The following is a 20,506-nucleotide window of genomic DNA, read 5'->3' on the forward strand; positions in this document are numbered from 1 at the left end:
AGAACGGTACGGCCTGGAGCAACGCGCATCAGCCTTTCGTACCAAGCTTCGTGTGAGAATTCGCCGTTGTCCTGATCTCACACTTGCATGGTCACCCGCTCCAAACCTGCCGCTCAGCCTGCGCTGTTTGAAGGCATGGATCCGCCTGCGAACCGCGTGCGGGTGAACACGGCGGCCACTGCGCCGGCCGCCGAGGTGGACCCGGGCACGCTGCGTCGCGCCGATGGCGAGCTGCGCACCGTGCGCAAGCCGGTCGAGATGGCGGTGCTGGAGCCCCGCACCCGGCGCATCACGCTGTGGAGTCGCAAGGCCTGGCTGCTGCTGGTGAGCTATTCGCTCAATACCGAGGCGGCCAAGATCGCCGACGGCATGGTCTGGCGCATCCCGTTGCGCACCCTCATGCGCGATGCCAGCTTCTCCAGCCGCGACCACGCGCATATCAAGGAAAGCATCCGCGAGTGCCAGCGCACGCTGGTGGAGTGGTCCGAGTCGGTACGCGATCCGCGAACCGGCGAAGTGCGCACCTGGGCCTCCAGCCAGCTGCTGGGCAGCGTCGAGTTCGTCACCAACGCCGCTGGGCGCGAGTGCATCGAGTGGTCGCTGCCGCCGACGCTGCTCAAGGAGCTGCGCGCCTACCAGCACTACTACATGCTCTCCCTCAACGTCGTGGCCGAGATCGGCCTGAACTCGACGCTGAGCCTGTACGAGATCGTGTGCCGCTACCGCAGCAATCCCAGTGGCCTGACCATGCGCCGGCCCTGGCAGGAGTGGGTGCCGGTGCTCACCGGGGAGTCCGACGAGAGCGCGCGCATCCGCTCGCAGATCCGCTACGGCAAGCAGGCCGGCGAGGCCAGGGAGCGCTACGGCGAGTTCCGCTACTTCAACCGCGACGTGGTGCAGAAGGCCGTGCGCGAGCTCAATGCCGTGCAGGATGAGTTTCTGGTCGAGCCTGTTCTCATCAAGGAAGGCCGGGCGGTGAAGGAACTGCAGTTCCGCATCCATCACCGCAAGGGCTTCGTGGCCGCTCGCGGCGGCGAGCTCAGCGCGCAGGAGCAGTCGGCGGTGGACAGCGCCGTGGGCGTGGGCGTCAACGAGAAGGTGGCGCGCAGCCTGGTGCGCCAGTACGGCGGCGAGCAGCTGCGCGCCGGCGTCGAGCAGGCCGGGCAGGCCAGCGGCCTGCAGAACCCGGCCGGCTTCGTGGTGGCCCAGGTACGCGCCCAGGCCCGCGCCGGCGACGCCGCCCCGGGCCCAGCCGCCGCGCCTACCCGGCCGCAGCCGACGCCGGAGGAGGGCATGCGGCTGGCGCTGGAGGACTTTCGCGCCAGCCGCGTGGAAAACGCCAAGGCGCACTGGCCCGAGGTGCCCGTCGAAGTGCAGGAGGACTACCTGCGCCGCTTCGAAGCGTTCGCCCGTGAGCGCTTCCCGTACCTGCTGCGCGACTTCACGGCCACCGGCCTGAAAAAGCCCATCGTGCGGGCCAACTTCTTCCAGTGGCTGGCCGAGACGATGGCCAACGAGTCGGGCCCGGGTTGGACGCCCTCGGCCGAGCAGCTCGTGGCCCACTTGGTGGCGCAAGCCCCGCCTGCGCCGAGCCCCAGCGCTGCCGCGAAGCCTGCGCGCAAGCGCCGCTGAAGCCGTCCTGCTTTTCGGCCTGATGTAAGGGTGCAGCGTCCCGCCTCGACAGCGGCGGAGGAATCGCGGCCCGGGCTCGTCAGTCCGCGCACGGCTGCTCAGCATCGCCAAGGCCGAGGCTTCCCACTTCAACTCGGTGCTCGTGCGCTACGTGCTTGAGCGCTTCCTCTACCGCTTGGGTGTCTCGCCCCAGGCCGGGCGCTTCATCCTCAAGGGCGCGCTGCTGTTCACACGTTGGTACGACCTGCTGCACCGGCCAACCCGTGACGTCACCCGCCTGGGTTTCGGGCCGAGCGAGCTTGATGCCCTTGCCGCGCCCTTTGGTGAGGTTGCCGCCGTCGCGGTCGAGGAAGGCCTCGTTTTCGACCCGGGCAGCATCAGCGTGGAGGAAACCCGCAAGGAGGCCGGCTACGGTGGCGTCTGGGTCCTCCTCGATGCCATGCTGGCCCATGCCCATGCCCATGCCCATGCCCATGCCCATGCCCATGCCCATGCCCATGCCCATGCCCATGCCCATGCCCGTCGCAGGGTGCAGGTGGACGTCGGCCCCAGTGCCGGCGGTCTACCCGGTGTTGCTTGACGACCTCCCGGCACCGCGGCTACGCACCTATATCGTCTACACCGTCGTCGTGGAGAAGCTGCACTGGTGCTGCCATTGCAGCCGAACGGCTCAGCAATGGTATGAAGACGGATAAGGGAAGTGCCTTGCTCGTCCATTGGACAAAACGCCTCGCCCGGCTCGCATACAGCTGAAAATTACCTTGGTTCATGCCGCAGTGCTTACAGTGATTCATCCAGCAGGACGAAGCCGTGGTCTGGCTATAGTCGGTACAGTAATGCGGTGAATAATCGCGCAGACGTGTTGCCGGACATGCCGTCAAATCGAGAGTACAGTAAGAGACGGCAGGATCGTCATACCTGCCCCGATTTAAGTTGCCGTTGTCGCCATCGTCATATTCAAGGCTTTCATGTCCCACAGGCAAGATGATGTCGTGGATACGGGTCGCCGATTGGCATTTTCAGCAAGTATGCCAAGCCTCGGCGAAGAAATAGCCTGTGCGCGCACGGTGATTCAGGCTCGCTGGGAAGCCAACGGTCGAACGCAGCAGGATACACGCCTTCTGCGAACCACATCTTGCGCTTTGCATCCCACCGTACGCCCAGGCGCTTGACCATCTCTTTTTTGGAAAAAGGGCCTACAGATCAATGCGTGGCATGAAAAGCTGCCTTCAATCAATAAGATCGGATCAGAAAATTATTGCTTCTACTGGCTTCCAAACAAGGCCTTGAACGGCGCTCCTAGAAAAGGAAGCGCAAGCACCGCGAGAGTTATCTTTCCTAGCATGGTGACTTTTCCACCGGACTCATATTGCTTCGTGCCGCAATAAGGACACAAATGCTCATGGGAGAGATGTGTGAAAAGGCTGCCGCCCTTACGCCAAAGATGCGGCACCGACCTGCAACCGCATTATCGACGGGTAATCCGGTTGTCGCTCATGACAAGAAGCCCTGCAGAACGTCAGCGCGGTCATGGTGCCGCTGCAGCAGGCATCCTTTTGAAGCTCGGAGGAAAAGCAGTTGCAACATACCTGTTGGAGCATTTCCCATTCGATGATGGGTTCTCATGGCAAAACGTCAAAAATCGTGATGTACTAACACAGCTTCGAAGCGTGTTTTTAACCCCACTACACGCACAAGTAGCTGATAGACAACAAAAAATCGGCGTCACATTCACTTGTGTGCTGAGCTGGATGTTGAAGCAGCCGCACTGTCAGAGAGGCTTGTCGCCACGCGATGTCCCATGAATTGCAAGCCGCCAGTGGGCAGAACCAAGCCCTGCAACCGCATGCACGCTCGCAGCGGCTGCTTGACTTGGTACTGCCGCCCTTGCCCAGAAGCTATGCGGATGCGCTCCTGCACAGCGGCAGCACTTTCAAGCTCATCGACCAGTGGTTCGGCCTGAAATGCCATGAAAATCTCGGTATCGGGTTGACGGAACATCGATCGGCAAAGAGAACCGGAGAGGCGCCCGAATACGAGCTGGCTCCGCTGCTGACCTTGCCCATGGCCATGCAGTTGCACGACAGCATGCCCATGCTGAAAGCCGTGCTGCTGTCAGGATACGTCTTGGGCCGGCAGGAAACACGGCTGCTGGCCCATCTCGCGGACGGCGTCAGGCTGTCGGCCAAGCCCAGCGGCACGTGGAAGGCGATCATGCCGCCACGGCTGAAGAATGAGTTCAGCTTGCAGGAAGCGCTGCAGCACTGCCGAAGCCATGTCAGCACATGCCTGCGCGATACGGCGGGTTTGCACAAGGACAAGGTAAAATGGCTGCGGAATTTGGGGCAGTGGTGCGACCTGCTGTTGGAGCCTGCTGCCAAGGTCAGGCCGGTATTGCAGGATCCGGAAATCTCCCCAGCACGCCAGCCGGCGACGCGTGAGTTTGCCGACCCTGCGCCCGCACCTGTCCGGATTGACTTCAATGTGGACACCGATGGCGACAGTGATGTCGCCGCTGGCGGCAATGGCGAGACGGAATTCCTCCTCCCATCGCGACAAGCCCCGGAAGCGCCGTATCCAGAGCCCCGTGCCTTGCCCGATCCTGCACGGACCTTGGAAACTCGGGCTAGTGCAGAGGCGCGTCGCGCCAGGACGGGTTTTCGCTCCGCCCTGGAAAATCAACACCTGGTGTGGGTCAACGAGCAACTGTCGCCCGCAGACCACTCGGTATTGGTAGCCGAATTGAAATCGGCATTCACCGCGGAAATCGGTGAAACTCCAGTGGCCGTGGGTTTGCTGGCTCTGGCGCACGTGACCGGACGATTGCTGGACCAAGCCTTGGCGTTGTCGCTGGAACCGTCTCTGGATGCGTCCTGGCTCGACGGCTGCGACACGCTCGTGCACCGGGTGCCCACGCCACCGGATGCCTGGACTCCCGACGCGCGGCAGCTGGCGCTCATGCGTTCCGAGGCCACGCATGTCCGGTTGGCGCTTCCCGGCGAGGTGGCGCACTGGCTGGAGCGTCAACTGCCACGGGATGCCAAGGGAACGCTGGGGCAGGCGCTGAAACTGCCGCGCGAGACGGTGGAAGCCGACGTCCGGGAGTGGCTCGCGGGCTTGCGCGGGCGCACCCGCGGGCTGCAGACGCTGGGCCGGGTGGAAACCTGGCTGTCCAACGCCCTGTACCAGGCGCGGCGGGACCACGTGCCGCTGCATCTGCTCTGCGACACGGAATCGGGTCATCCTTGTCCTGCTGCCTATTACCGCGCGTACCCGTCAGCCGAACTGTCGGCGCTGCACCGCGGCACCTTGCTGAGGGCCGGATGGTCAGTGCCGGATACGGCAGCCGGAACAGGCGATACCGGCTGGGTGGGCAGCCGCCTCGATCCCCATGTTGATGCCGTCAGGGCGCAATGGGCATCCTTCACGGCCCAGTGCGAGGCGGTGGCTGGAGATGCCGGGCGGCCGCTGCACGAGCGCCACAACGCTCGCGAATGCCATGAGGTGCTGCTGCTGATGTTCCAGACGCTGCACCGCGTGGTGTCGGACCCCGTCGAATCGCTGGAGCTGCTGGACCTGCGTACGCGCCGCATCGTCATCGCCGACAAGCAGCAGGGCGACACGCGGGCGCACCGCGTCGTGCCGCTGCCGGCACTGGCGGTGCTGCAGTGCGAGGAGCACATCAGGTATGTGCGCCGCCTGGCCGTTGAACTCGACGCCACGGCACCGCAGACGGCGGCTCGGCTGCGCTCGATGCTGGAGCAGCCCGGGCAGCGCAGCGCGCCGTTTCGCTTCCTGCTCGATGAGCAGCACGGCATCGTGCCAGTGACGCCGGCGCGGCTGGCGCAGGCCGCGGCCGGGGTGTGGACGCTGCCGCTGAATCTGGGACGGCATTTCATCTCGACCTGGCTGCTGGAGCAGGGCGCCAGCGACCAGGCCGTCAGCAGCCTGCTGGGACACCACGACCTGGGCACGCACAACCTCTCGCTGCTGTCGCCCGTGCCTTTCGAGGCGCTGTTCGGCGACGTGAGGCAGCGGCTCGACGAGCTCGTGGCGCTGCTGGGACTGCGCTCCATCCCGGGCTTCTTGGCGCCGGGAAGCCCGAACCACCCACCGCGCCCGGCCACGAAGCTGCCCGCGATGTCCTTCGGGCATGAACAACGCGAGCAGATGCGGCGCCAGCGGCGGCAGAAGATCCAGGCCGAGGTGGACGCCTGGATCACGGAGCAACTGGCCGGGCGGCCACCCGACGACATCACGCAGGACGACGTTGCCCGGCTGTTCGCCCGTGCGCGGGAGGCTTCGGGCAATCAGCGCAGCTACTGGGCCAGCGAACGGCTCGAAGCAATGCGCGATGCGTTGCTGGCGCTCCAGACCACGGATGACGGCCTGGACCTGGAACTGCCCGCCATCACCTTGAGCATTCGCGACCTGGGCCACCAGTGCCCTCCGCATGGGCTGGCCTGCGCCCGGTGGCTGCGTCGCTTTCGCAAGGCCTTGCACGCGTTCTGGGCCGCGGAGATCAAGGCCTGGCGTGCGGCGCGCTCGTCGGGGCCCGCGCCGCATCTTGAGGCCCTGGTGTTGACGCTGGTCGTGGACTCGCTGCTCGTGGATCCCGAGGTCTGGCGCGGGTGGAACAAGGGCCACACCCGACTGGAGGTCTTTCTCGATGACGCCGGCTTGGCGTGGGTGCGCGCCGGACTGCCCAGCGGAAACTCCCGGCTTTATCCAGTGCGCCGGGTCTTCGCGGAGATGGTGGCCGGTGTGGATGCCGCGGCCTGGAGGAGCTGCAGCCTGGCGTCCGTGACGCGGCTGGCCAACACGCTGGACTGGCAGGGTTGCGGCATGGCGCCGCTTTCTGGCTTCGACGCGCTGTTGGCACGCGTGCTGGCGGGCACGGCGGCCGATGCGCCGGGCCTGGTGCTGGGCTTTGCCGGCGGCGCGCACGGCAGCGTCTCGCCGGAAGGCGCCTGCCTGGAGCGCGCGGGCGGCCTGCCGCCCACACAGGCTGCGGTGGACGCCTGGGGTGGCGGCCGCGCCACGCCGGAAGACGAACCGGAAGAGGAGGGCGCCGCGCTGCCCATGAAGAGGGCGGGCCGGCTTCGCGACGAGGCGCTGTTTCGCGAGCGCATGTCGCTGGCGCTGCGGCTGATGGACCGCTCGGCCGCGGCGCGTGCCCGGGTGCAGGAGCGCCGTGGCGCGGTCCCGGGTGGAAGCCCGTCCGCCGGCCGCGAGCTGCGCCCGATGCGGCGGTTCACCGAGGCCATTGAGGCGCAATCCGCCGACCTGCTGCACTCACCTGCGCTGCCGCCCATGTGCGGCCTGGCAGCGCAGTGGATGTACCGCCTGGCCAAGCTGGGCCAGAAGGGCGGACGCGACTATGCGCCGAAGACGCTGCGCAATTATTGGTCGTCATGGGCGCTGCGTGCCATCGAGGAGTTCGGGGCCATCGATCCGGCGGCCCTGTCGGCCGATGAGCTCGAAGGGCTGTACCTGCAGATCGCCGAGGACGCCGAGGTCGAGAGCCGACAGCACCTGTACGCGCCGATGCGCAGCCTGCACCGCCACCTCGTAGTCCACCATGGTGTGTGCGAAATCAACTGGCATGCGCTGCAGCAGGCGACGCAGCAAGGCCTGGCGCGCGTCGACGCCAACCTGGTGCACGAGCACGAATACTTCCGGGCGCTGGCGATGCTGCGGGCGGACGGGGCCATGCCGGCACGCGTGAGGGCCATGCAGGCTGCCGTCCTGGTGCTGCTGTTTCGCTTCGGGCTGCGCATTGCCGAGTGCCTGGGGCTGCGCGCCGGGGACGTCGTGTTCGACGCGGACCGTGGACGCTGGCGCGTGCTGGTGCGGGCCAACCGCTACCGCGCGCTGAAGACCGAAAGCGCCCGGCGCTGCGTCGTGCAGATCGAAAGCCTCGGCGACCAGGAACACGAGGCGCTCAGCAACTGGGTGCTGCACGTCCAGCACCATGCCGGCCCGCAGGAGGTGCAGCCGCTGTTTTCAGCCGGCAGCGCGGGCCAGGACCGCGCCGATCTGTTCCCGCGTCGGCTGATCACGCTCAGGATCGTGCAGGCATTGCGCAGCGCCAGTGGCGATCCGTCGGTGCGCATTCATCACTGCCGGCATGCCTACGCGACACGGCTCCTGGGCCGTGGCCTGCAGGTGCGGGCAGCCATGCCGGCGACGCCGGACGCCGAAGGCAGCAATGCCGCCGGCACGCTGCACGAGCTGACATCGGAGGAACGGCCGTCCCGGCGTTTCGTGTGGGCGGTCGCGTCCTTGATGGGACACGCGTCGCCGGCCACCACGCTGCAGAGCTATTTCCATGGCGGGCACCTGCTGCTGCGCCACTGGTGCGAAACGACGCTCTGGCCCGAGGCCGCTGAACTGGACGGTGCCGAGGGTTTCGCTTTCGCCACGGGTACCAGCCTGAGGACGCTGCAGCGGGCGCTCCAGCGCTCCCGCGCCGCTGGCGACATCGAACCGTCCTCGAACCGGCAGCCGCCGCTGGAACTCGCCAGGAAGCTGTGGTCCCGGATCGATGTCCTGGGCAGCGGCCCGCGGGTTTCGCTTCCACTCACCTTGCCGCCATTGGCCTTGCTGCCCCAGGGCGACGCCTTCCACTCGGCCGACGCCATCATCGAGCACTGGCGGCGCTTCGGACGCGTGGACGGCCTTGCGGAGCGTCTGCATGTCACCGAACCCTGGATCGAGCACGTACTGCGCGCGGCTGCGTCCCTGACGGACAAGCACAGGACCAGCAGGACGCCACCGGATCAGCGATGGGTCGAAGCCACGACTTCGGAATACCCGGAACACGAGCGCTACCAGGTCCAGCAGGCCTTGCAGCGGCTGCAACCGGCTCCAAAAGAGCGGTGCGAGGAATTTGCCGGCCTGATCGAACGCTGCCTGGTGCCCGCCGCCCGCATGCTGGTCATCGAGACCATCGGTGCGTTGGAGCAAGCCGTCGATCTGGCTGGGCACATCCTTGGAAACAGCAGATCGCTCGTATTGCTGGTGCCAGCGAAAACCTCAGGGCGTGGGGCATCATCAATCCGCCCAACGGCAAAGGCGTCGGCTCAAGGAATTGAAAGCGAAAACGTCTTCGAATTGGCAGAGCGAGCGAGGCAATTAGGCCTGATGGTCGAGGTTCATGGTCGGGTTGCCGGTGCACGGGACAGTTCGCACAATTGGCTGCGGCCCGGGGACCGGGTGGGATTGACGGTGAAACGGGATCAGGCAGCTCCTGTGCGCTCCGCCAGGACATACGCCCGGATTCTTGCGGTTGCCGCCGTCGCATGGCGCGCACAGCAGACACTGGCGCAAGCCGCTTCAGCAATGAATGCCTTTCATTGATGCAATACTGCCATTGTCGAAAGCCTGCGGATTCAGGAGCCGGGCAGTGAAGGGGCGTCCCTGTCCATCATCTTCTTCAATGTGTCCAGGCAAGCCTCATAATCGTTGATGAATTCTCCATAATCCTGCCACTGTGGCGTGAGACCCAGCAGGGCCTCGATCATGAATGCGGGCTTCACCTGTGTGTCGGGCGTATCGCATACGTATTTCTTGACCATCAGCCTGACGGCCGGAAAACCAGGCAGAAACTTCAGCATCATGCCCAATTGCTCGTAGGAGCTGAATGCCGCAATGACATTTCGCGAGCTGCCTTCTTCGCGCAACTCACACTGGTGCGCGGACACGATGCGGGTGATGCGAGCCGTGATCTCAAGCGGCTCCGAAAGCCTGTAGTGCACCTGCTTGCCGGCAATCCTGCTCCCGGCCTTCACCGTGTCCGGCGGGGACTGGGCCATGCGGCCCCCAGCAACGAAGTTGAGGCTGACATCCTGGATACCGTTTCGCTTGACCAAGCTGCGATGAATACGCTCGGCGCAACTGTCGGGCGGAATGGCATTTCGCTCGGGTTCCGTGGCGTTGGCACCAGTGGACACCGCCGTGGCGGCGGCTTCATGGGGGCTTTCTACTGCCTGGGATTCCGCGCTGCCGTGCGCAATATTGCTGAGCCCGTGTGCTGCAGCGTTGATGCCACTGGTCCACTGCCTGATAGTGTCGTTGATGATGTCGCCAGCCCTTTCAAGCAGGTCCGACATGGCCATGTGGCGGGGCAGGAGGACCGCAACGCTCAACTCGTTATCGTTGTGCAATGCGACAATCGGCATGGATTCGACATTGATTTGTGCCCGCTTTGCGATTTTATGCCGCACGCCTGTAATGTTTTCGCAACCTATCGAAATATAGTCCCGAATCGCATGTATTTCGACGGCGCAACCGGATTTCGTCTCGAACAGCGCGGCAGGTCCAAGCTTGAAAGTCATGCCGATGACGATGCTGCTGAGCAAATGGTCTGTGGCACCGAATCTTTGGTCTGCTTCTGAAGTATCAGGTGACAGATAACGGCCCATCGATGGCGCGGATTCGTTCGCGGCCAGATTCGACGTTGAGGCGTTGCTGAATGGGCTCGGGTCGGTGAAATCACTGCTCATTTAATTCCTTTGCCTGAAGCTTTGAGCCGTTGCCTTGGGATTGTGAGCAGGAGATTTTCTCCGATGCCTTAACTCGAGGATTTCATGGGTGAAATGTGAGTTTTCAAGGCTTCAACCATTAACCGGGCGAGTGACGCTACATCCATCAGGGCCAGCAGCGCAAGCTTGCGGCAATGTCCCTGCCCGTGCTGCGGTCCATATGCCAATGGAATGCGATGGTGCAAATGGCATGCTGTCCTGCACCGCATACGCCAGCTGCCTTGCGCAAATGTCCGGGTCCGTGAATGGCTACAGGCCCGCCTGCGCCTGCGCCGGCGGTGAGGACGACGCGCCTGGCGGCCAGTAGGTCGAGTCGAACACCATGTCCGATAGCCGGCGCTTGAAGCCGGGGCTACCGCTGAACAGCTTGAACAGCTCGGTGAGGTCGGACAGCAGGTCCAGCACGACGCGACCCAGGGCCCGGTCATGCCCCCGCCGAGCGCTCTGCCGGTCGGAGTCGCGTTGCGCGTTGAGGTAAGCTTTGTTTCGGGCCAAGCGCGCCTGGATTTCCTCGGCAATGACTTGCTGGATCTTGTCGGTGTCCTTCCACTCGATGTTGCCGAACAGGGTGTTGAAGGTCTTGACGATCACGGGCAACCGCTCGATTTCGGGCACCAAGCCCGTACCGCCAGCGACTTGGTACGCGGGCTCGACCGTGCCGTCCTCGTCGGCCAAATCCATGTTAGACAGCTCCGCCTCGACCCCGGACCGTTAGCTGTCCTTGTCGATGGCTTCGAGCACGTCCTTGGACAGGTCTTCCTTTTTCAGCGCGGGCAGCTTCGGGATCAGGAAGTTGAGGAACCTGGACAGCTTCTCCCGGGCCGGGTGCCTGTAGCTCAGGATCGCGCCCAGGAAGCCGTAGCTGCGCACGAAAGCCTTGGCCTTGCTCTTGAATTCGACCTGCCGGTCCTCGTCCAGGCGTTCCTGGTGCGCCGCCATGCATGCGTCGAGCATCGGGTCAAGCCGCTCGTGCTCAGCGCCTCGCACGGACAGCACCACCGATATCCTCGACCTGCTGCGCGTCGAGGTCGGCCTTGGGGTCGTGCAGCTTGTTAGGGTCGGTCCCGCCCAGCTGCACCGTGGCGCGGTAGGGGTCCTGGAACGCCGTCTTCAACCCACGGCATTGTGCCGGCGAAGTCCACCACGCAGGGGGCGTGCAAATATTCGGCGGGCCCGCAGGCCGGTTGGGCATGGACGGAACACACACGCGGCTCACAGACAAAGAAAACGCCAGCGCCAACTCCGAAGCAACATACCCGAGTCTCACCATCAGGCTATCCCTGCCCAGCCTGTTTTTCTCGACTGCACCGCCTGTTCTGGCCGCGTTGAAGGGGGGAGAAGGGGGAGGCAGGGGAGGGGAGTTGGTCGGTGGGTGGTTTGTAGTCTTCGGGTATGTTGCGGATGTGCTTTCGTTGCCTGTTCGCTGGCTGCACTGAGATCCTGGTCAACGGCCCGGCCCCTTGGGCAAACATCGAGAATTCCGCCATGAGCCATTCACCGTCGCCACGGCTGGTCCTCGTCGGCGGCCCCAACGGCGCTGGCAAGACCACCTTTGCCCGCCTCTACGCCCGCAGCGAAGGGCTGCCCTACCTGGGCGCTGACGACATTGCCCTGCAGCTGTCGCCCTTGGACCCAGCCCGTGCACGCGTGGCCGCCGGACGTGAGTTCAGCAAGAGGCTCGGCGCTGCACTGCAGGCCAGCGAGTCACTGGTGATCGAATCAACGCTCTCCGGCGCGAGCCTTGCCCGCAGCATCGCTAAGGCACGCGAGCGCGGCTACGAGGTCACGCTGGTCTTCGTCTTCCTCGACAGCGCCGAGCTGTGCCTGCGCCGCATCGCTGAACGGGTTGCGCAGGGCGGCCACGACGTGCCGGAAGAAGACGTACGCCGCCGTTTCCTACGGGCTGCTCCGGTGTTCTGGCACCAGTACCGCCCGCTGGCTCACCAAAGCATGGTGGTGTTCAATGGCGGAGAATCCTTCCTCGTCGTCGCTGAGACGCAGGACGGCCAGTGGCAGGTATACGACGAACAGATGTGGACCGCTTTCCAGGCCCTCCTTCCTACACCGAAACATGACCCATCCGAAGAAGGCTGAACGCTGGTCCGCCGGCATCATGCGCATTGGCAACCAAGCCGTGCGCGAGGCACAGGCCCGCAACCGCGCGCTGGGCATTCCCAACTGGTATTCGCTCAACGGCCGCTTGGTCAGCGACGCCAGCGTGACGCCTGGCTCGTCCGCGGTGAACACGCCACGGCAGGACAAGGGCAGCGATCACACCAGCTGACCAGTCAAAGCGGCTGGACTACGCCGGGCTTTCCTTGCCAGACTTACTTCGGCAGCCGCCGGATGCTGACCATGATCAGCACGACGCTTGCGAGCAGAAGGGCTGCGAACACCGACATGGCGCCTTGCACTTTCAGGGCATCCATCAGTGCCCCAAGCCCTATGGTGGAAACGGCGGACCCCAGGTAGCCCGCCATCAGGTAGGTCGAGGCCAACTGTGCACGGCGCTGCGGCGGTGCGAGCTCCGTCACGGCGCTGGAGGATCCAATGAAGCCCGCCCCGTAGCCCATGCCGTCGGCGATGGCGGCCAGTCCCAGGCTCCATGCCGAGCCCATCGCCAGGGTGACCAGGCATCCGGCCAGGGACACGACCAGCAAGACGAAACCGGCTTGCACGGTCGTGCGCTGCACAAAGCGAGAGGCTGTCATCTGGCTGCACCCGGCCACGACCTGAAACAGCGCGGCAATGAGCCCGGCGCCTCCCGTGCCCAGCCTGGGCACGACCTCACGCGCCAGCGTCGGGCCGAAGGCCATGAAAGCCGCGCCCACCGACGAGGCCGCGACCACCACTCGCGCCACGCCGGCTCCTTCAGCTTGGTCAGTAGCGTCACGACGTGAAACCAGGGCAATTGGTCAGCAGGCTGCTGACCGAATCGGCCATCCGGGCAGTGCTGCGCGAAGAAGCGCATGTACTTGAGGTTGCTGCCGGACCAGCCGCGCATGTCGGGGAATGCATCCCGGATGTCGCGCGCCAGGCGGTCGATCACCTTGGCTCTCCAGCCCTGCGCGTGCTGCCGCGCCAGGATTTCGCGCCCGATGCGGCCGTAGAACTGCCCCAGTTTGGCGTTGACCGCCAGCACCGTGCGCTGGCGCACGTGGGCAATCTCGGCCTTCAGGGCAGCGAGCCAGTCGGCATAGCCCACCGGCAGTGCCTGTGGCAGCGCGTCTTGGTGGAATCCTTCTTCATTGCCGTCGATTCTGGCGGAACGCCGATCCCCTCCTTCGTCTGGCTGGACGCTGCGACAGCCGGCTTCAGCCGGGCAGTCCGCGGCGGGTCGAATGGCTGGATCACCTCGACTCTGGCGAGACAATCCCCAGCATGGCCAACGCCTCCCAGCCCGAGCGGGACCTCATCGCCGCACTGAAAACCGAGAACGCCCGGCTGGTGGCGCTGCTGGAGCAGCACGGGATCGATTGGCGCCGGCCCTCGGTGCCCCTGCCGGCACCGGCAGCGCCGCTGCAGGAGCCTGCGCCAGCGCGGCTGTCCACGGCCGGGAAGGTGGCACTGTTCCGCCAGCTCTTTCGCGGCCGCACCGACGTCTACCCGGTGCGCTGGGAAAACCGCGCCGGCGACCGCTCGGGCTACACCCCGGCCTGTGCCAACGAGTGGCGGCCCGGCGTGTGCGCCAAGCCGACCATCAAGTGCGCCGACTGTGCCCATCGACAGTTGCTGCCGCTCGACGACGCCGTTGTCCACGACCACCTGGCCGGCCGCCACACCATCGGCGTGTATCCGCTGCTGCAAGACGACAGCTGCCACTTCCTAGCCGTGGACTTCGACGAGGCCGAGTGGCGCGAGGACGCCCGTGCCTTCGTGGGCTCCTGCCGGGAGCTCGGCGTGCCGGCGGCGCTGGAGATTTCGCGCTCGGGGCAGGGCGCGCACGCGTGGGTGTTCTTCGCCGGCAGGGTCGCCGCCCGCGATGCCCGGCGCCTGGGCACCGCACTCATCAGCCATGCCTGCAGCCGCACACACCAGTTGCAGCTGAGCTCCTACGACCGGCTCTTCCCCAACCAGGACACGCTGCCCAAGGGCGGCTTCGGCAACCTGATCGCCCTGCCACTGCAGAAGTTTTGCCGCGAGCACGGCTGCAGCGTCTTCGCGGACGACGAGCTGCGCCCGCATGTCGATCAGTGGGCCTTTCTTGCCTGCGTCGAGCGGATGGCACCGCTCGACATCGAGCCCGTGATCCTGCGCGCCACCGGCGGAGCGCACCCATTGGACGTCACGTTCATCGAGGACGAGGATCTGGCCACGCCGTGGCAGCGTCCGGCTCCTGGCGGCCGGCTCGCCGGCCCCATGCCCGAAGCGCTGACCCTCACCCTGGCCAACCAGATCTACGTGGAGAAGGCAGCGCTGCCGCAGGCACTGGCCAACCGGCTCATCCGCCTGGCCGCGTTCCAGAATCCGGAGTTCTACCGGGCACAGGCCATGCGCCTGTCGGTCTGGGACAAGCCCCGCGTCATCGGCTGCGCGCAGAACTTCCCGCGCCACATCGGCTTGCCGCGTGGCTGCCTGGACGGCGTGCTCGCGCTGCTGCGCGACAACGGCATCCGCTGCGATCTGCACGACGAGCGGCAGGGCGGTACACCCATCGACGCCAGCTTTGCCGGGCTGCTGCGTCCGGACCAGGAGGCCGCCGTGTCGGCCATGCTGCGCCACGACACCGGCGTGCTGTGCGCCCCCACGGCCTTCGGCAAGACGGTCAGTGCCGCAGCGCTCATCGCGCGACGCGGCGTCAACACGCTGGTGCTGGTGCACCGCACCGAGTTGCTGCGTCAGTGGCAGGAAAGATTGCAGGCCTTCCTCGGCGTCGAGCGGAAAAGCGTCGGTGTCATCGGCTGCGGCAAGGACCGACCCACCGGGCGTATTGACGTTGCGGTAATGCAGTCGCTCTACCGCCAGGGAAAGGCTGACGAGCGCGTCGCGCAGTACGGGCATATCATCGTCGACGAGTGCCACCACGTCGGCGCAGCTTCCTTCGAGGCGCTGCTGCGACACGTCAAGGCCAGGTACGTGCTGGGCCTGACCGCCACGCCCATCCGCCGCGACGGTCAGCAGCCAGTCCTCTTCATGCAGTGCGGCCCCGTGCGCCACACCGCGCAGCGACCCGTCGAAGCGCCGCAGGACCTCGCGGTCATCCCGCGCTACCTCTCCTCGCGTCTTGACGTGGCAGCCGACGCCGCTATCCAGGAAGTATTCCGCCGCGTGGCCTGCGATGCGCCGCGCACCGACGCGATTGCGGCTGAGGTACAGGCCGCCTGCCAGCAAGGCCGCAAGGTGCTGGTACTCACCGAGCGCACCGACCACCTCGATGCGATGGCGGCGCGGCTGGTCGACTGCGCTGCACCGCTGTTCGTGCTGCACGGGCGCATCTCGCGCAAGGATCGCAGCGCGCTGCTCGATGCACTCGATGCGCTGCCACCTGATGCCGCGCGCGTGCTGCTGGCCACTGGCCGCTTGGTCGGCGAAGGTTTCGACCATCCGCCCCTGGACACCCTGGTGCTGGCCATGCCCGTGTCATGGAAGGGCACGCTGCAGCAGTACGCGGGCCGGCTTCACCGCGAGCACATCGCCAAGGCTAGTGTGCAGATCATCGACTTCGTGGATGAGGGCCACCCGGCACTGCTGCGCATGTGGGACCGGCGCCAGCGAGGTTACAAGGCCATGGGGTACCGAATAACAGAAAGCGGTTCGCTGCCAACAGACCGAACGATGCAAGCTGTCCTGGAATACGGCACGTCGGGGCAACCTCCGTAGACAAGGCAGGTGGTGCACTTCGTCAGGTCAGCACTGTTTATGGTTTTGTTGCCTATGAAACTTCACATAATGCCGATTGTTGCCAACGCAACTTGTTGAGCGGTCAGGCGATTCTCCGGCGCCCCGCGCCAGCCGCGGGTTCCTCGCAGTGGCCCGGATCCAGCGCAAGTTTCGGCGACACGCCGGGCCCTCGTCGTTGCCTCTCCTGGGTTCAAGCGCCGCATCTTGCGGTGGTCGTTGATGCTCGCATCACACCGACCGGCCGGAACATGGCGTGCGGCTTCAAGGACCCAACTGCTCATGGCCGCTCCTGTCCTGCAGTGCGGCGAGCGCCTTGCCCGGTAGCCAGCATCGTTGATGCGCAAGCGCGAACCGGCGCCTTGAAATAGCCGATGGTGGAGATGGCGGCCGTGCTGCGTAGCGCCAACCAATACGACGGCTTGCAGGACAAGTTCTTGAAATACCGTCGTCTTGCAAACCGGAATCCATCGTCCATCGCAAAGCACAGGGAAAGGCCCTGCGAATATACGAGAGCGACTGGTGCACCAGGGTGTCGAAGAGGCGGTTTAATGCCGCTTTTTTTGGCTCGCGGCTGTCGTCGCATGGGTCGGCCGTGCAGTTTCGAGGAAGACTCTGGGCAACAACGGTCCCCGGGGTATCGCGGCGAATTGCACGGAGTTCAGGACGCCTCGCGTTTGCACGAAAAAGTCAGTTTGTCCTCTTCCGAGAGGGAGTCCCAGTCGAGTGGCTCTTTTTCCTGGGCCAGCCTGTACACCAGGGAGACGAACTCGCACGCGCCTGCGCCGAAAGCTTCGACCCAGCGGTCGCTCCAGGATCGCTTGCGGCCGCGCTTCTTGCGCCGCTTCGCCTTCCGCGCGGCACTGCGGAACTGCCCGGGCGAGACGTTCGGATGAGACGTATCAACGGTGCCCTTTCTTGCGGGCTTGGCGCCCTTCTTGCCGTGTGCCGCGTCCACAGCGGGATTTTGCGCAGCAACCGCTGTACTGGACGCGGACTTGTCGGTGCGGTGGTTGGACATATTGCAATTGCACCCGTGTTTAGCAAGCAATCACGCTAGCATGGCGACTTGGCAATTCAAGTGCAGGTTGCGCTGATATGCATGATGGACAGCCAGGCCCAAATTGATGACGTTCAGTCAGATCAGGAGATGCCGTGCTGATGATTACCACGTCCACGCTGCCGGCAAGATACGTCGTCAAGGACGTGTTCCCGATGGTTCTTGCCAATCAGCCTGTCACGATCGCCGGGAAGAGCGTGGGCCGGCAGGTGCTCGAAATGATGGGCAAGGGAAGCAACGAATACGAGGCAGCGCTGAAGTTGCTGGAGTCGCTGGCGCCGGCAGAGGCCAACGTCATGCTCGGCGTGCAGGTCTCCACGTCGACCTGCATGCTGGGCAAGGAACTCGTATTGATGCTCACGCTGGTCGGCACGCCAGCCATTGCTGAGGAGGTTGCTGCCTCAACCGAATGATGTCCAAGCTATGACTTGCGACGCCTTCATCGCTTGACAGGTCGCGATAAGGCGCCTTATGCAAAGCCGGTGTCGCGTCCGCCGTGCGTGTGGCCGGTGACGAATGCCAATCGTGATCACGCGCGTCCTGTCTGGCCGGGACAGTGGACCCGTCCGGCCCGGGCCGATCGCTGTACGGGTTCGTTCCTGACGCCCGGCAGCGATGCCGTGGGCACTTGATGGTGCATGGCCGCCACCGGCAAAGAGCGCAACGGCTCCTCTCCGGTATGCTCGCGCCCCTTTTTTGCAACAGCAGGACCCCCGTGGCCAACACCGAAACTTCCAAGAGCAGCGCATTCATGAAGGCGTTGACGCCCAGCCCCGAGCTCGCGGCCATCATTGGCGCCCAGCCTCTGCCCCGCACCGAAGCCACCAAGCGCCTGTGGGACTACATCAAGCAGCGCAATCTGCAGAACCCGGCAAACAAGCGCAACATCCTGTGCGATGCCGCCTTGAGGGCCGTCATGGGCAAGGACGAAGTCACGATGTTCGAGATGACCGGGCTTGTGAGCAAGCACCTGGCCTGAACACGGTCCTGTGCCCGGGCACGGGTACAGCAAGACCGCAGGCGGAGAAGATCCCGGCTGTGGAGCCGCGTTGCCGAGGACGGTCCTTGCTGCACCAGAGACCGCAGCCGGCCCCGTTTCAAGATGATGGCGTCGTCAACGGCCCTCGAGCTGCGCTCGTGCGCCTCTCAGCCGCAAAGCTCCACCTGCAGCTCGGACAACGCATGCAGCAGCCCGGGTGCAGCGGTTAACGGCCCGTACAGCGCCCGTCCCATGCGGGTGCGGGCCCGCGAGAAGATCACCGCGGCCTTGCGATCGTTGACGTGTCGCGACATGTAGAGCATCCCGTCCACCTGCTCGGGATGTGCATGAATCGCGCCCGCCCAGCGCTGCGGCAAGCCGTAAGGCTGCACCGTGGAAATGGAGCCGTCGCCGCCCAGCCGCTTGAGCGCCACGCCCGTGAGATCGGCCAGTCGCAGTGTCGCCCTCTCCTGCGGCGCCTCGAAGCGCACGAGAAAGCGGCTGCTGAACTCGCGCGCCGTCACGGTGAAGCGGCCGGCAGCGGGCAGCTCGTCGTGCAGGATCGTCTCGGCGATGGCGGTGGTGAGGTCGAAGCCGCAGTAGCAGGTGCCGAAGCGCCCGGCAGGTGATGCTGAAGGGTCGTCGAACCGGTTGGCCTGCGATGTGCCGAAGTACGGCTCGCCCGTGCCGTGGGACGAGATGCGGTAGAGGCTCGACGCCGGGATCTCGACAACCGTCAGCGGTGTCTGGTGCAGATCGGCTGGCGGCTCGCGCAGGATCAGCCGGCTCACCGCTCGGCAAACCCTTGCGCCGTGCGCAGCACCTCGCCGACCTGTCCCTGTGCCAGCGCCTGCAGCGGCGTGAGGCCGCCAAGCGACCCCTTGGCCGAGGTCATGAAGCGCAGCTTGGTCGCACCGGGCAGGTCGCCCAGGGCCCGGCTCACGGTTTCGAGCTGGCGGCGCTCGTACGTCGGGTCGGCGAAGAACGCGGGATAGCAGCGCCGCCCTTCGAGCTCGACGTAGAACACGCGCCGCGCGCTCAGCGCCCGGCTCAGCGCCTGGCGAGTCCAGCCCAGGCGGGCGGCGAGCTCCGTGGGCGTGAGCAGTTCCCCCTGCTCCACCAGCGCCGCGAAGTGCTGCTGGCCGCGCGCGGCGGCCTGCTGCGCCAGCGCCTCGAAGCCTTCCGTCTCGGACGGCGCTTGCGCCGGCCCGGCAGCGTCATTGGCAGACCCCAGCCCGCCGGAGATCACGAAGTGGATGAGCGTGGCGATCTGCTGCTGCAGGTCGCCCATGGCCTGCAGCGCGCTGCGGTCCTGCAGGGCCTGCAGGATCTCGTCGGCGGCGCAGTAGCAGGTGCCGAAGCGCCCGGCAGGTGATGCTGAAGGGTCGTCGAACCGGTTGGCCTGCGATGTGCCGAAGTACGGCTCGCCCGTGCCGTGGGACGAGATGCGGTAGAGGCTCGACGCCGGGATCTCGACAACCGTCAGCGGTGTCTGGTGCAGATCGGCTGGCGGCTCGCGCAGGATCAGCCGGCTCACCGCTCGGCAAACCCTTGCGCCGTGCGCAGCACCTCGCCGACCTGTCCCTGTGCCAGCGCCTGCAGCGGCGTGAGGCCGCCAAGCGACCCCTTGGCCGAGGTCATGAAGCGCAGCTTGGTCGCACCGGGCAGGTCGCCCAGGGCCCGGCTCACGGTTTCGAGCTGGCGGCGCTCGTACGTCGGGTCGGCGAAGAACGCGGGATAGCAGCGCCGCCCTTCGAGCTCGACGTAGAACACGCGCCGCGCGCTCAGCGCCCGGCTCAGCGCCTGGCGAGTCCAGCCCAGGCGGGCGGCGAGCTCCGTGGGCGTGAGCAGTTCCCCCTGCTCCACCAGCGCCGCGAAGTGCTGCTGGCCGCGCGCGGCGGCCTGCTGCGCCAGCGCCTCGAAGCCTTCCGTCTCGGACGGCGCTTGCGCCGGCCCGGCAGCGTCATTGGCAGACCCCAGCCCGCCGGAGATCACGAAGTGGATGAGCGTGGCGATCTGCTGCTGCAGGTCGCCCATGGCCTGCAGCGCGCTGCGGTCCTGCAGGGCCTGCAGGATCTCGTCGGCGGGCCGCTCCAGCAGGCGCCGCACCTGGTCGCTGGTGCGGTGCGCCGAGGAGACGAGGTGCCGCACCTCGCTGCGGCCGGATCCGCCCGCGCCGCGTGCAGCCCCGGACCGGGCAGCGCTGGTCATGGTTGCGTCCTGTTCATGACCGTGATTCTACAGTCCGCCTGTCAACTTGGACAACCAAGTCAACAGGTGGGTCAACCGCCCTCGCAAGTGCTTTTCGCCCCGCTCACGCCGGTTCGGCCGGTTCGTCCGGGCACATGCCGGCACCGCCGCTGACGCACAGCCGGTTGCGGCCGGCCTGCTTGGCCGCGTACAGCGCCGCGTCGGCCCGGCGCAGCAGCGCGCCCAGGTCGGCGTCCGCAT

At 65.8% G+C, this 20,506-nt stretch carries 17 protein-coding genes and 2 pseudogenes; 8 read left to right on the forward strand and 11 right to left on the reverse strand.

All coding sequences use genetic code 11. The annotated features are described in order from the left end of the window. The first annotated feature begins 135 nt into the window (after nt 1–135). Both FJ694_RS29345 and FJ694_RS29350 read left to right on the forward strand, forming a co-directional pair. A complete protein-coding gene (locus tag FJ694_RS29345) occupies nt 136–1,632 on the forward strand; it encodes a replication initiation protein (protein ID WP_157271083.1) in 1,497 nt (498 codons plus the stop codon). Between the two features lie 136 nt (nt 1,633–1,768). After that, complete coding sequence (locus FJ694_RS29350; protein ID WP_232540277.1) at nt 1,769–2,212, forward strand: nucleotidyl transferase AbiEii/AbiGii toxin family protein; 444 nt, start codon at nt 1,769–1,771, stop codon at nt 2,210–2,212. Between the two features lie 386 nt (nt 2,213–2,598). On the opposite strand, the pseudogene FJ694_RS38050 reads toward FJ694_RS29350, so the two are convergent. Further along, a pseudogene (locus FJ694_RS38050) lies at nt 2,599–2,814 on the reverse strand (DUF5710 domain-containing protein); the annotation flags it as partial. A gap of 612 nt (nt 2,815–3,426) precedes the next feature. On the opposite strand from FJ694_RS38050, the gene FJ694_RS29355 reads away from it, so the two are divergent. Beyond that, complete coding sequence (locus tag FJ694_RS29355; protein ID WP_157271084.1) at nt 3,427–8,994, forward strand: site-specific integrase; 5,568 nt, start codon at nt 3,427–3,429, stop codon at nt 8,992–8,994. Nucleotides 8,995–9,026: 32 nt separating this feature from the next. Here the strand turns inward: FJ694_RS29355 and FJ694_RS29360 are convergent, their stop codons facing one another. The 4 genes from FJ694_RS29360 to FJ694_RS36865 form a co-directional block, all read right to left on the reverse strand. Next, nucleotides 9,027–10,139 (reverse strand): hypothetical protein, encoded by a 1,113-nt coding sequence (locus FJ694_RS29360; protein WP_157271085.1) that lies wholly within the window; start codon nt 10,137–10,139, stop codon nt 9,027–9,029. A gap of 288 nt (nt 10,140–10,427) precedes the next feature. After that, nucleotides 10,428–10,859, reverse strand: coding sequence for a hypothetical protein (locus FJ694_RS29365; protein ID WP_157271086.1), 432 nt, complete (start codon nt 10,857–10,859; stop codon nt 10,428–10,430). 30 nt (nt 10,860–10,889) lie between these two features. Next, on the reverse strand, nt 10,890–11,174 hold the full coding sequence (locus FJ694_RS29370) for a hypothetical protein (protein ID WP_157271087.1): 285 nt from the start codon (nt 11,172–11,174) through the stop codon (nt 10,890–10,892). Then, complete coding sequence (locus FJ694_RS36865) at nt 11,152–11,292, reverse strand: hypothetical protein (RefSeq protein WP_198321063.1); 141 nt, start codon at nt 11,290–11,292, stop codon at nt 11,152–11,154. The genes FJ694_RS29370 and FJ694_RS36865 overlap by 23 nt, the downstream gene beginning before the upstream one ends. Nucleotides 11,293–11,663: 371 nt before the next feature. On the opposite strand from FJ694_RS36865, the gene FJ694_RS29375 reads away from it, so the two are divergent. Together FJ694_RS29375 and FJ694_RS29380 are read left to right on the forward strand one after the other, a co-directional pair. Next, nucleotides 11,664–12,272: an ATPase gene (locus tag FJ694_RS29375; RefSeq protein WP_157271088.1), complete on the forward strand. Its 609-nt coding sequence runs from the start codon at nt 11,664–11,666 to the stop codon at nt 12,270–12,272. Beyond that, nucleotides 12,250–12,462: a hypothetical protein gene (locus tag FJ694_RS29380; protein ID WP_157271089.1), complete on the forward strand. Its 213-nt coding sequence runs from the start codon at nt 12,250–12,252 to the stop codon at nt 12,460–12,462. Before FJ694_RS29375 ends, FJ694_RS29380 begins: the two co-directional genes overlap by 23 nt. 43 nt (nt 12,463–12,505) lie before the next feature. Here FJ694_RS29380 and FJ694_RS29385 read toward each other — a convergent pair whose 3' ends face one another. Together FJ694_RS29385 and FJ694_RS37405 are read right to left on the reverse strand one after the other, a co-directional pair. After that, nucleotides 12,506–13,039, reverse strand: coding sequence for an MFS transporter (locus FJ694_RS29385; RefSeq protein ID WP_232540278.1), 534 nt, complete (start codon nt 13,037–13,039; stop codon nt 12,506–12,508). Between the two features lie 38 nt (nt 13,040–13,077). Next, nucleotides 13,078–13,383, reverse strand: a pseudogene (locus FJ694_RS37405) (DUF1016 N-terminal domain-containing protein); the annotation flags it as partial. Nucleotides 13,384–13,559: 176 nt separating this feature from the next. Between FJ694_RS37405 and FJ694_RS29395 the strand changes: the two are divergent. Further along, complete coding sequence (locus FJ694_RS29395; protein ID WP_157271091.1) at nt 13,560–15,998, forward strand: TOTE conflict system archaeo-eukaryotic primase domain-containing protein; 2,439 nt, start codon at nt 13,560–13,562, stop codon at nt 15,996–15,998. Between the two features lie 679 nt (nt 15,999–16,677). Here the strand turns inward: FJ694_RS29395 and FJ694_RS29400 are convergent. After that, complete coding sequence (locus FJ694_RS29400) at nt 16,678–17,037, reverse strand: hypothetical protein (RefSeq protein WP_157271092.1); 360 nt, start codon at nt 17,035–17,037, stop codon at nt 16,678–16,680. A gap of 134 nt (nt 17,038–17,171) precedes the next feature. Here FJ694_RS29400 and FJ694_RS29405 point away from each other — a divergent pair, with 134 nt between their 5' ends. Further along, nucleotides 17,172–17,489 (forward strand): hypothetical protein, encoded by a 318-nt coding sequence (locus tag FJ694_RS29405; RefSeq protein ID WP_157271093.1) that lies wholly within the window; start codon nt 17,172–17,174, stop codon nt 17,487–17,489. A 338-nt stretch (nt 17,490–17,827) separates the two neighbouring features. Beyond that, nucleotides 17,828–18,055 (forward strand): SWIB/MDM2 domain-containing protein, encoded by a 228-nt coding sequence (locus FJ694_RS29410; RefSeq protein WP_375140268.1) that lies wholly within the window; start codon nt 17,828–17,830, stop codon nt 18,053–18,055. Between the two features lie 167 nt (nt 18,056–18,222). Here the strand turns inward: FJ694_RS29410 and FJ694_RS29415 are convergent, their stop codons facing one another. From FJ694_RS29415 to FJ694_RS29425, 3 genes are read right to left on the reverse strand one after another with little or no spacing between them, the layout of a single operon-like run. Next, entirely contained in the window at nt 18,223–18,846 is a 624-nt protein-coding gene (locus tag FJ694_RS29415) for an RES family NAD+ phosphorylase (RefSeq protein ID WP_157271095.1), read from the reverse strand. Then, nucleotides 18,843–19,592 carry a MarR family transcriptional regulator gene (locus FJ694_RS29420; RefSeq protein WP_157271096.1) on the reverse strand — a complete coding sequence of 250 codons (750 nt, stop codon included), beginning with the start codon at nt 19,590–19,592 and terminating at the stop codon, nt 18,843–18,845. Before FJ694_RS29420 ends, FJ694_RS29415 begins: the two co-directional genes overlap by 4 nt. Beyond that, on the reverse strand, nt 19,589–20,266 hold the full coding sequence (locus FJ694_RS29425) for a hypothetical protein (protein WP_157271097.1): 678 nt from the start codon (nt 20,264–20,266) through the stop codon (nt 19,589–19,591). Before FJ694_RS29425 ends, FJ694_RS29420 begins: the two co-directional genes overlap by 4 nt. Nucleotides 20,267–20,506: the final 240 nt, after the last annotated feature.

Source organism: Azohydromonas aeria (genome assembly GCF_009760915.1).
Lineage (GTDB): Bacteria > Pseudomonadota > Gammaproteobacteria > Burkholderiales > Burkholderiaceae_C > Azohydromonas > Azohydromonas aeria.

Excerpts from the sequence above, each read along its gene's own strand:
- FJ694_RS29355 (WP_157271084.1), top strand. The coding sequence starts at position 3,427 with ATGTCCCATGAATTGCAAGCCGCCAGTGGGCAGAACCAAGCCCTGCAA.
- FJ694_RS29380 (WP_157271089.1), top strand. The coding sequence starts at position 12,250 with ATGACCCATCCGAAGAAGGCTGAACGCTGGTCCGCCGGCATCATGCGC.
- FJ694_RS29375 (WP_157271088.1), top strand. The coding sequence starts at position 11,664 with ATGAGCCATTCACCGTCGCCACGGCTGGTCCTCGTCGGCGGCCCCAAC.
- FJ694_RS29425 (WP_157271097.1), bottom strand. The coding sequence starts at position 20,266 with ATGACCAGCGCTGCCCGGTCCGGGGCTGCACGCGGCGCGGGCGGATCC.
- FJ694_RS29410 (WP_375140268.1), top strand. The coding sequence starts at position 17,828 with ATGAAGGCGTTGACGCCCAGCCCCGAGCTCGCGGCCATCATTGGCGCC.
- FJ694_RS29400 (WP_157271092.1), bottom strand. The coding sequence starts at position 17,037 with ATGTCCAACCACCGCACCGACAAGTCCGCGTCCAGTACAGCGGTTGCT.
- FJ694_RS29360 (WP_157271085.1), bottom strand. The coding sequence starts at position 10,139 with ATGAGCAGTGATTTCACCGACCCGAGCCCATTCAGCAACGCCTCAACG.
- FJ694_RS29365 (WP_157271086.1), bottom strand. The coding sequence starts at position 10,859 with ATGGATTTGGCCGACGAGGACGGCACGGTCGAGCCCGCGTACCAAGTC.
- FJ694_RS29395 (WP_157271091.1), top strand. The coding sequence starts at position 13,560 with ATGGCCAACGCCTCCCAGCCCGAGCGGGACCTCATCGCCGCACTGAAA.
- FJ694_RS29345 (WP_157271083.1), top strand. The coding sequence starts at position 136 with ATGGATCCGCCTGCGAACCGCGTGCGGGTGAACACGGCGGCCACTGCG.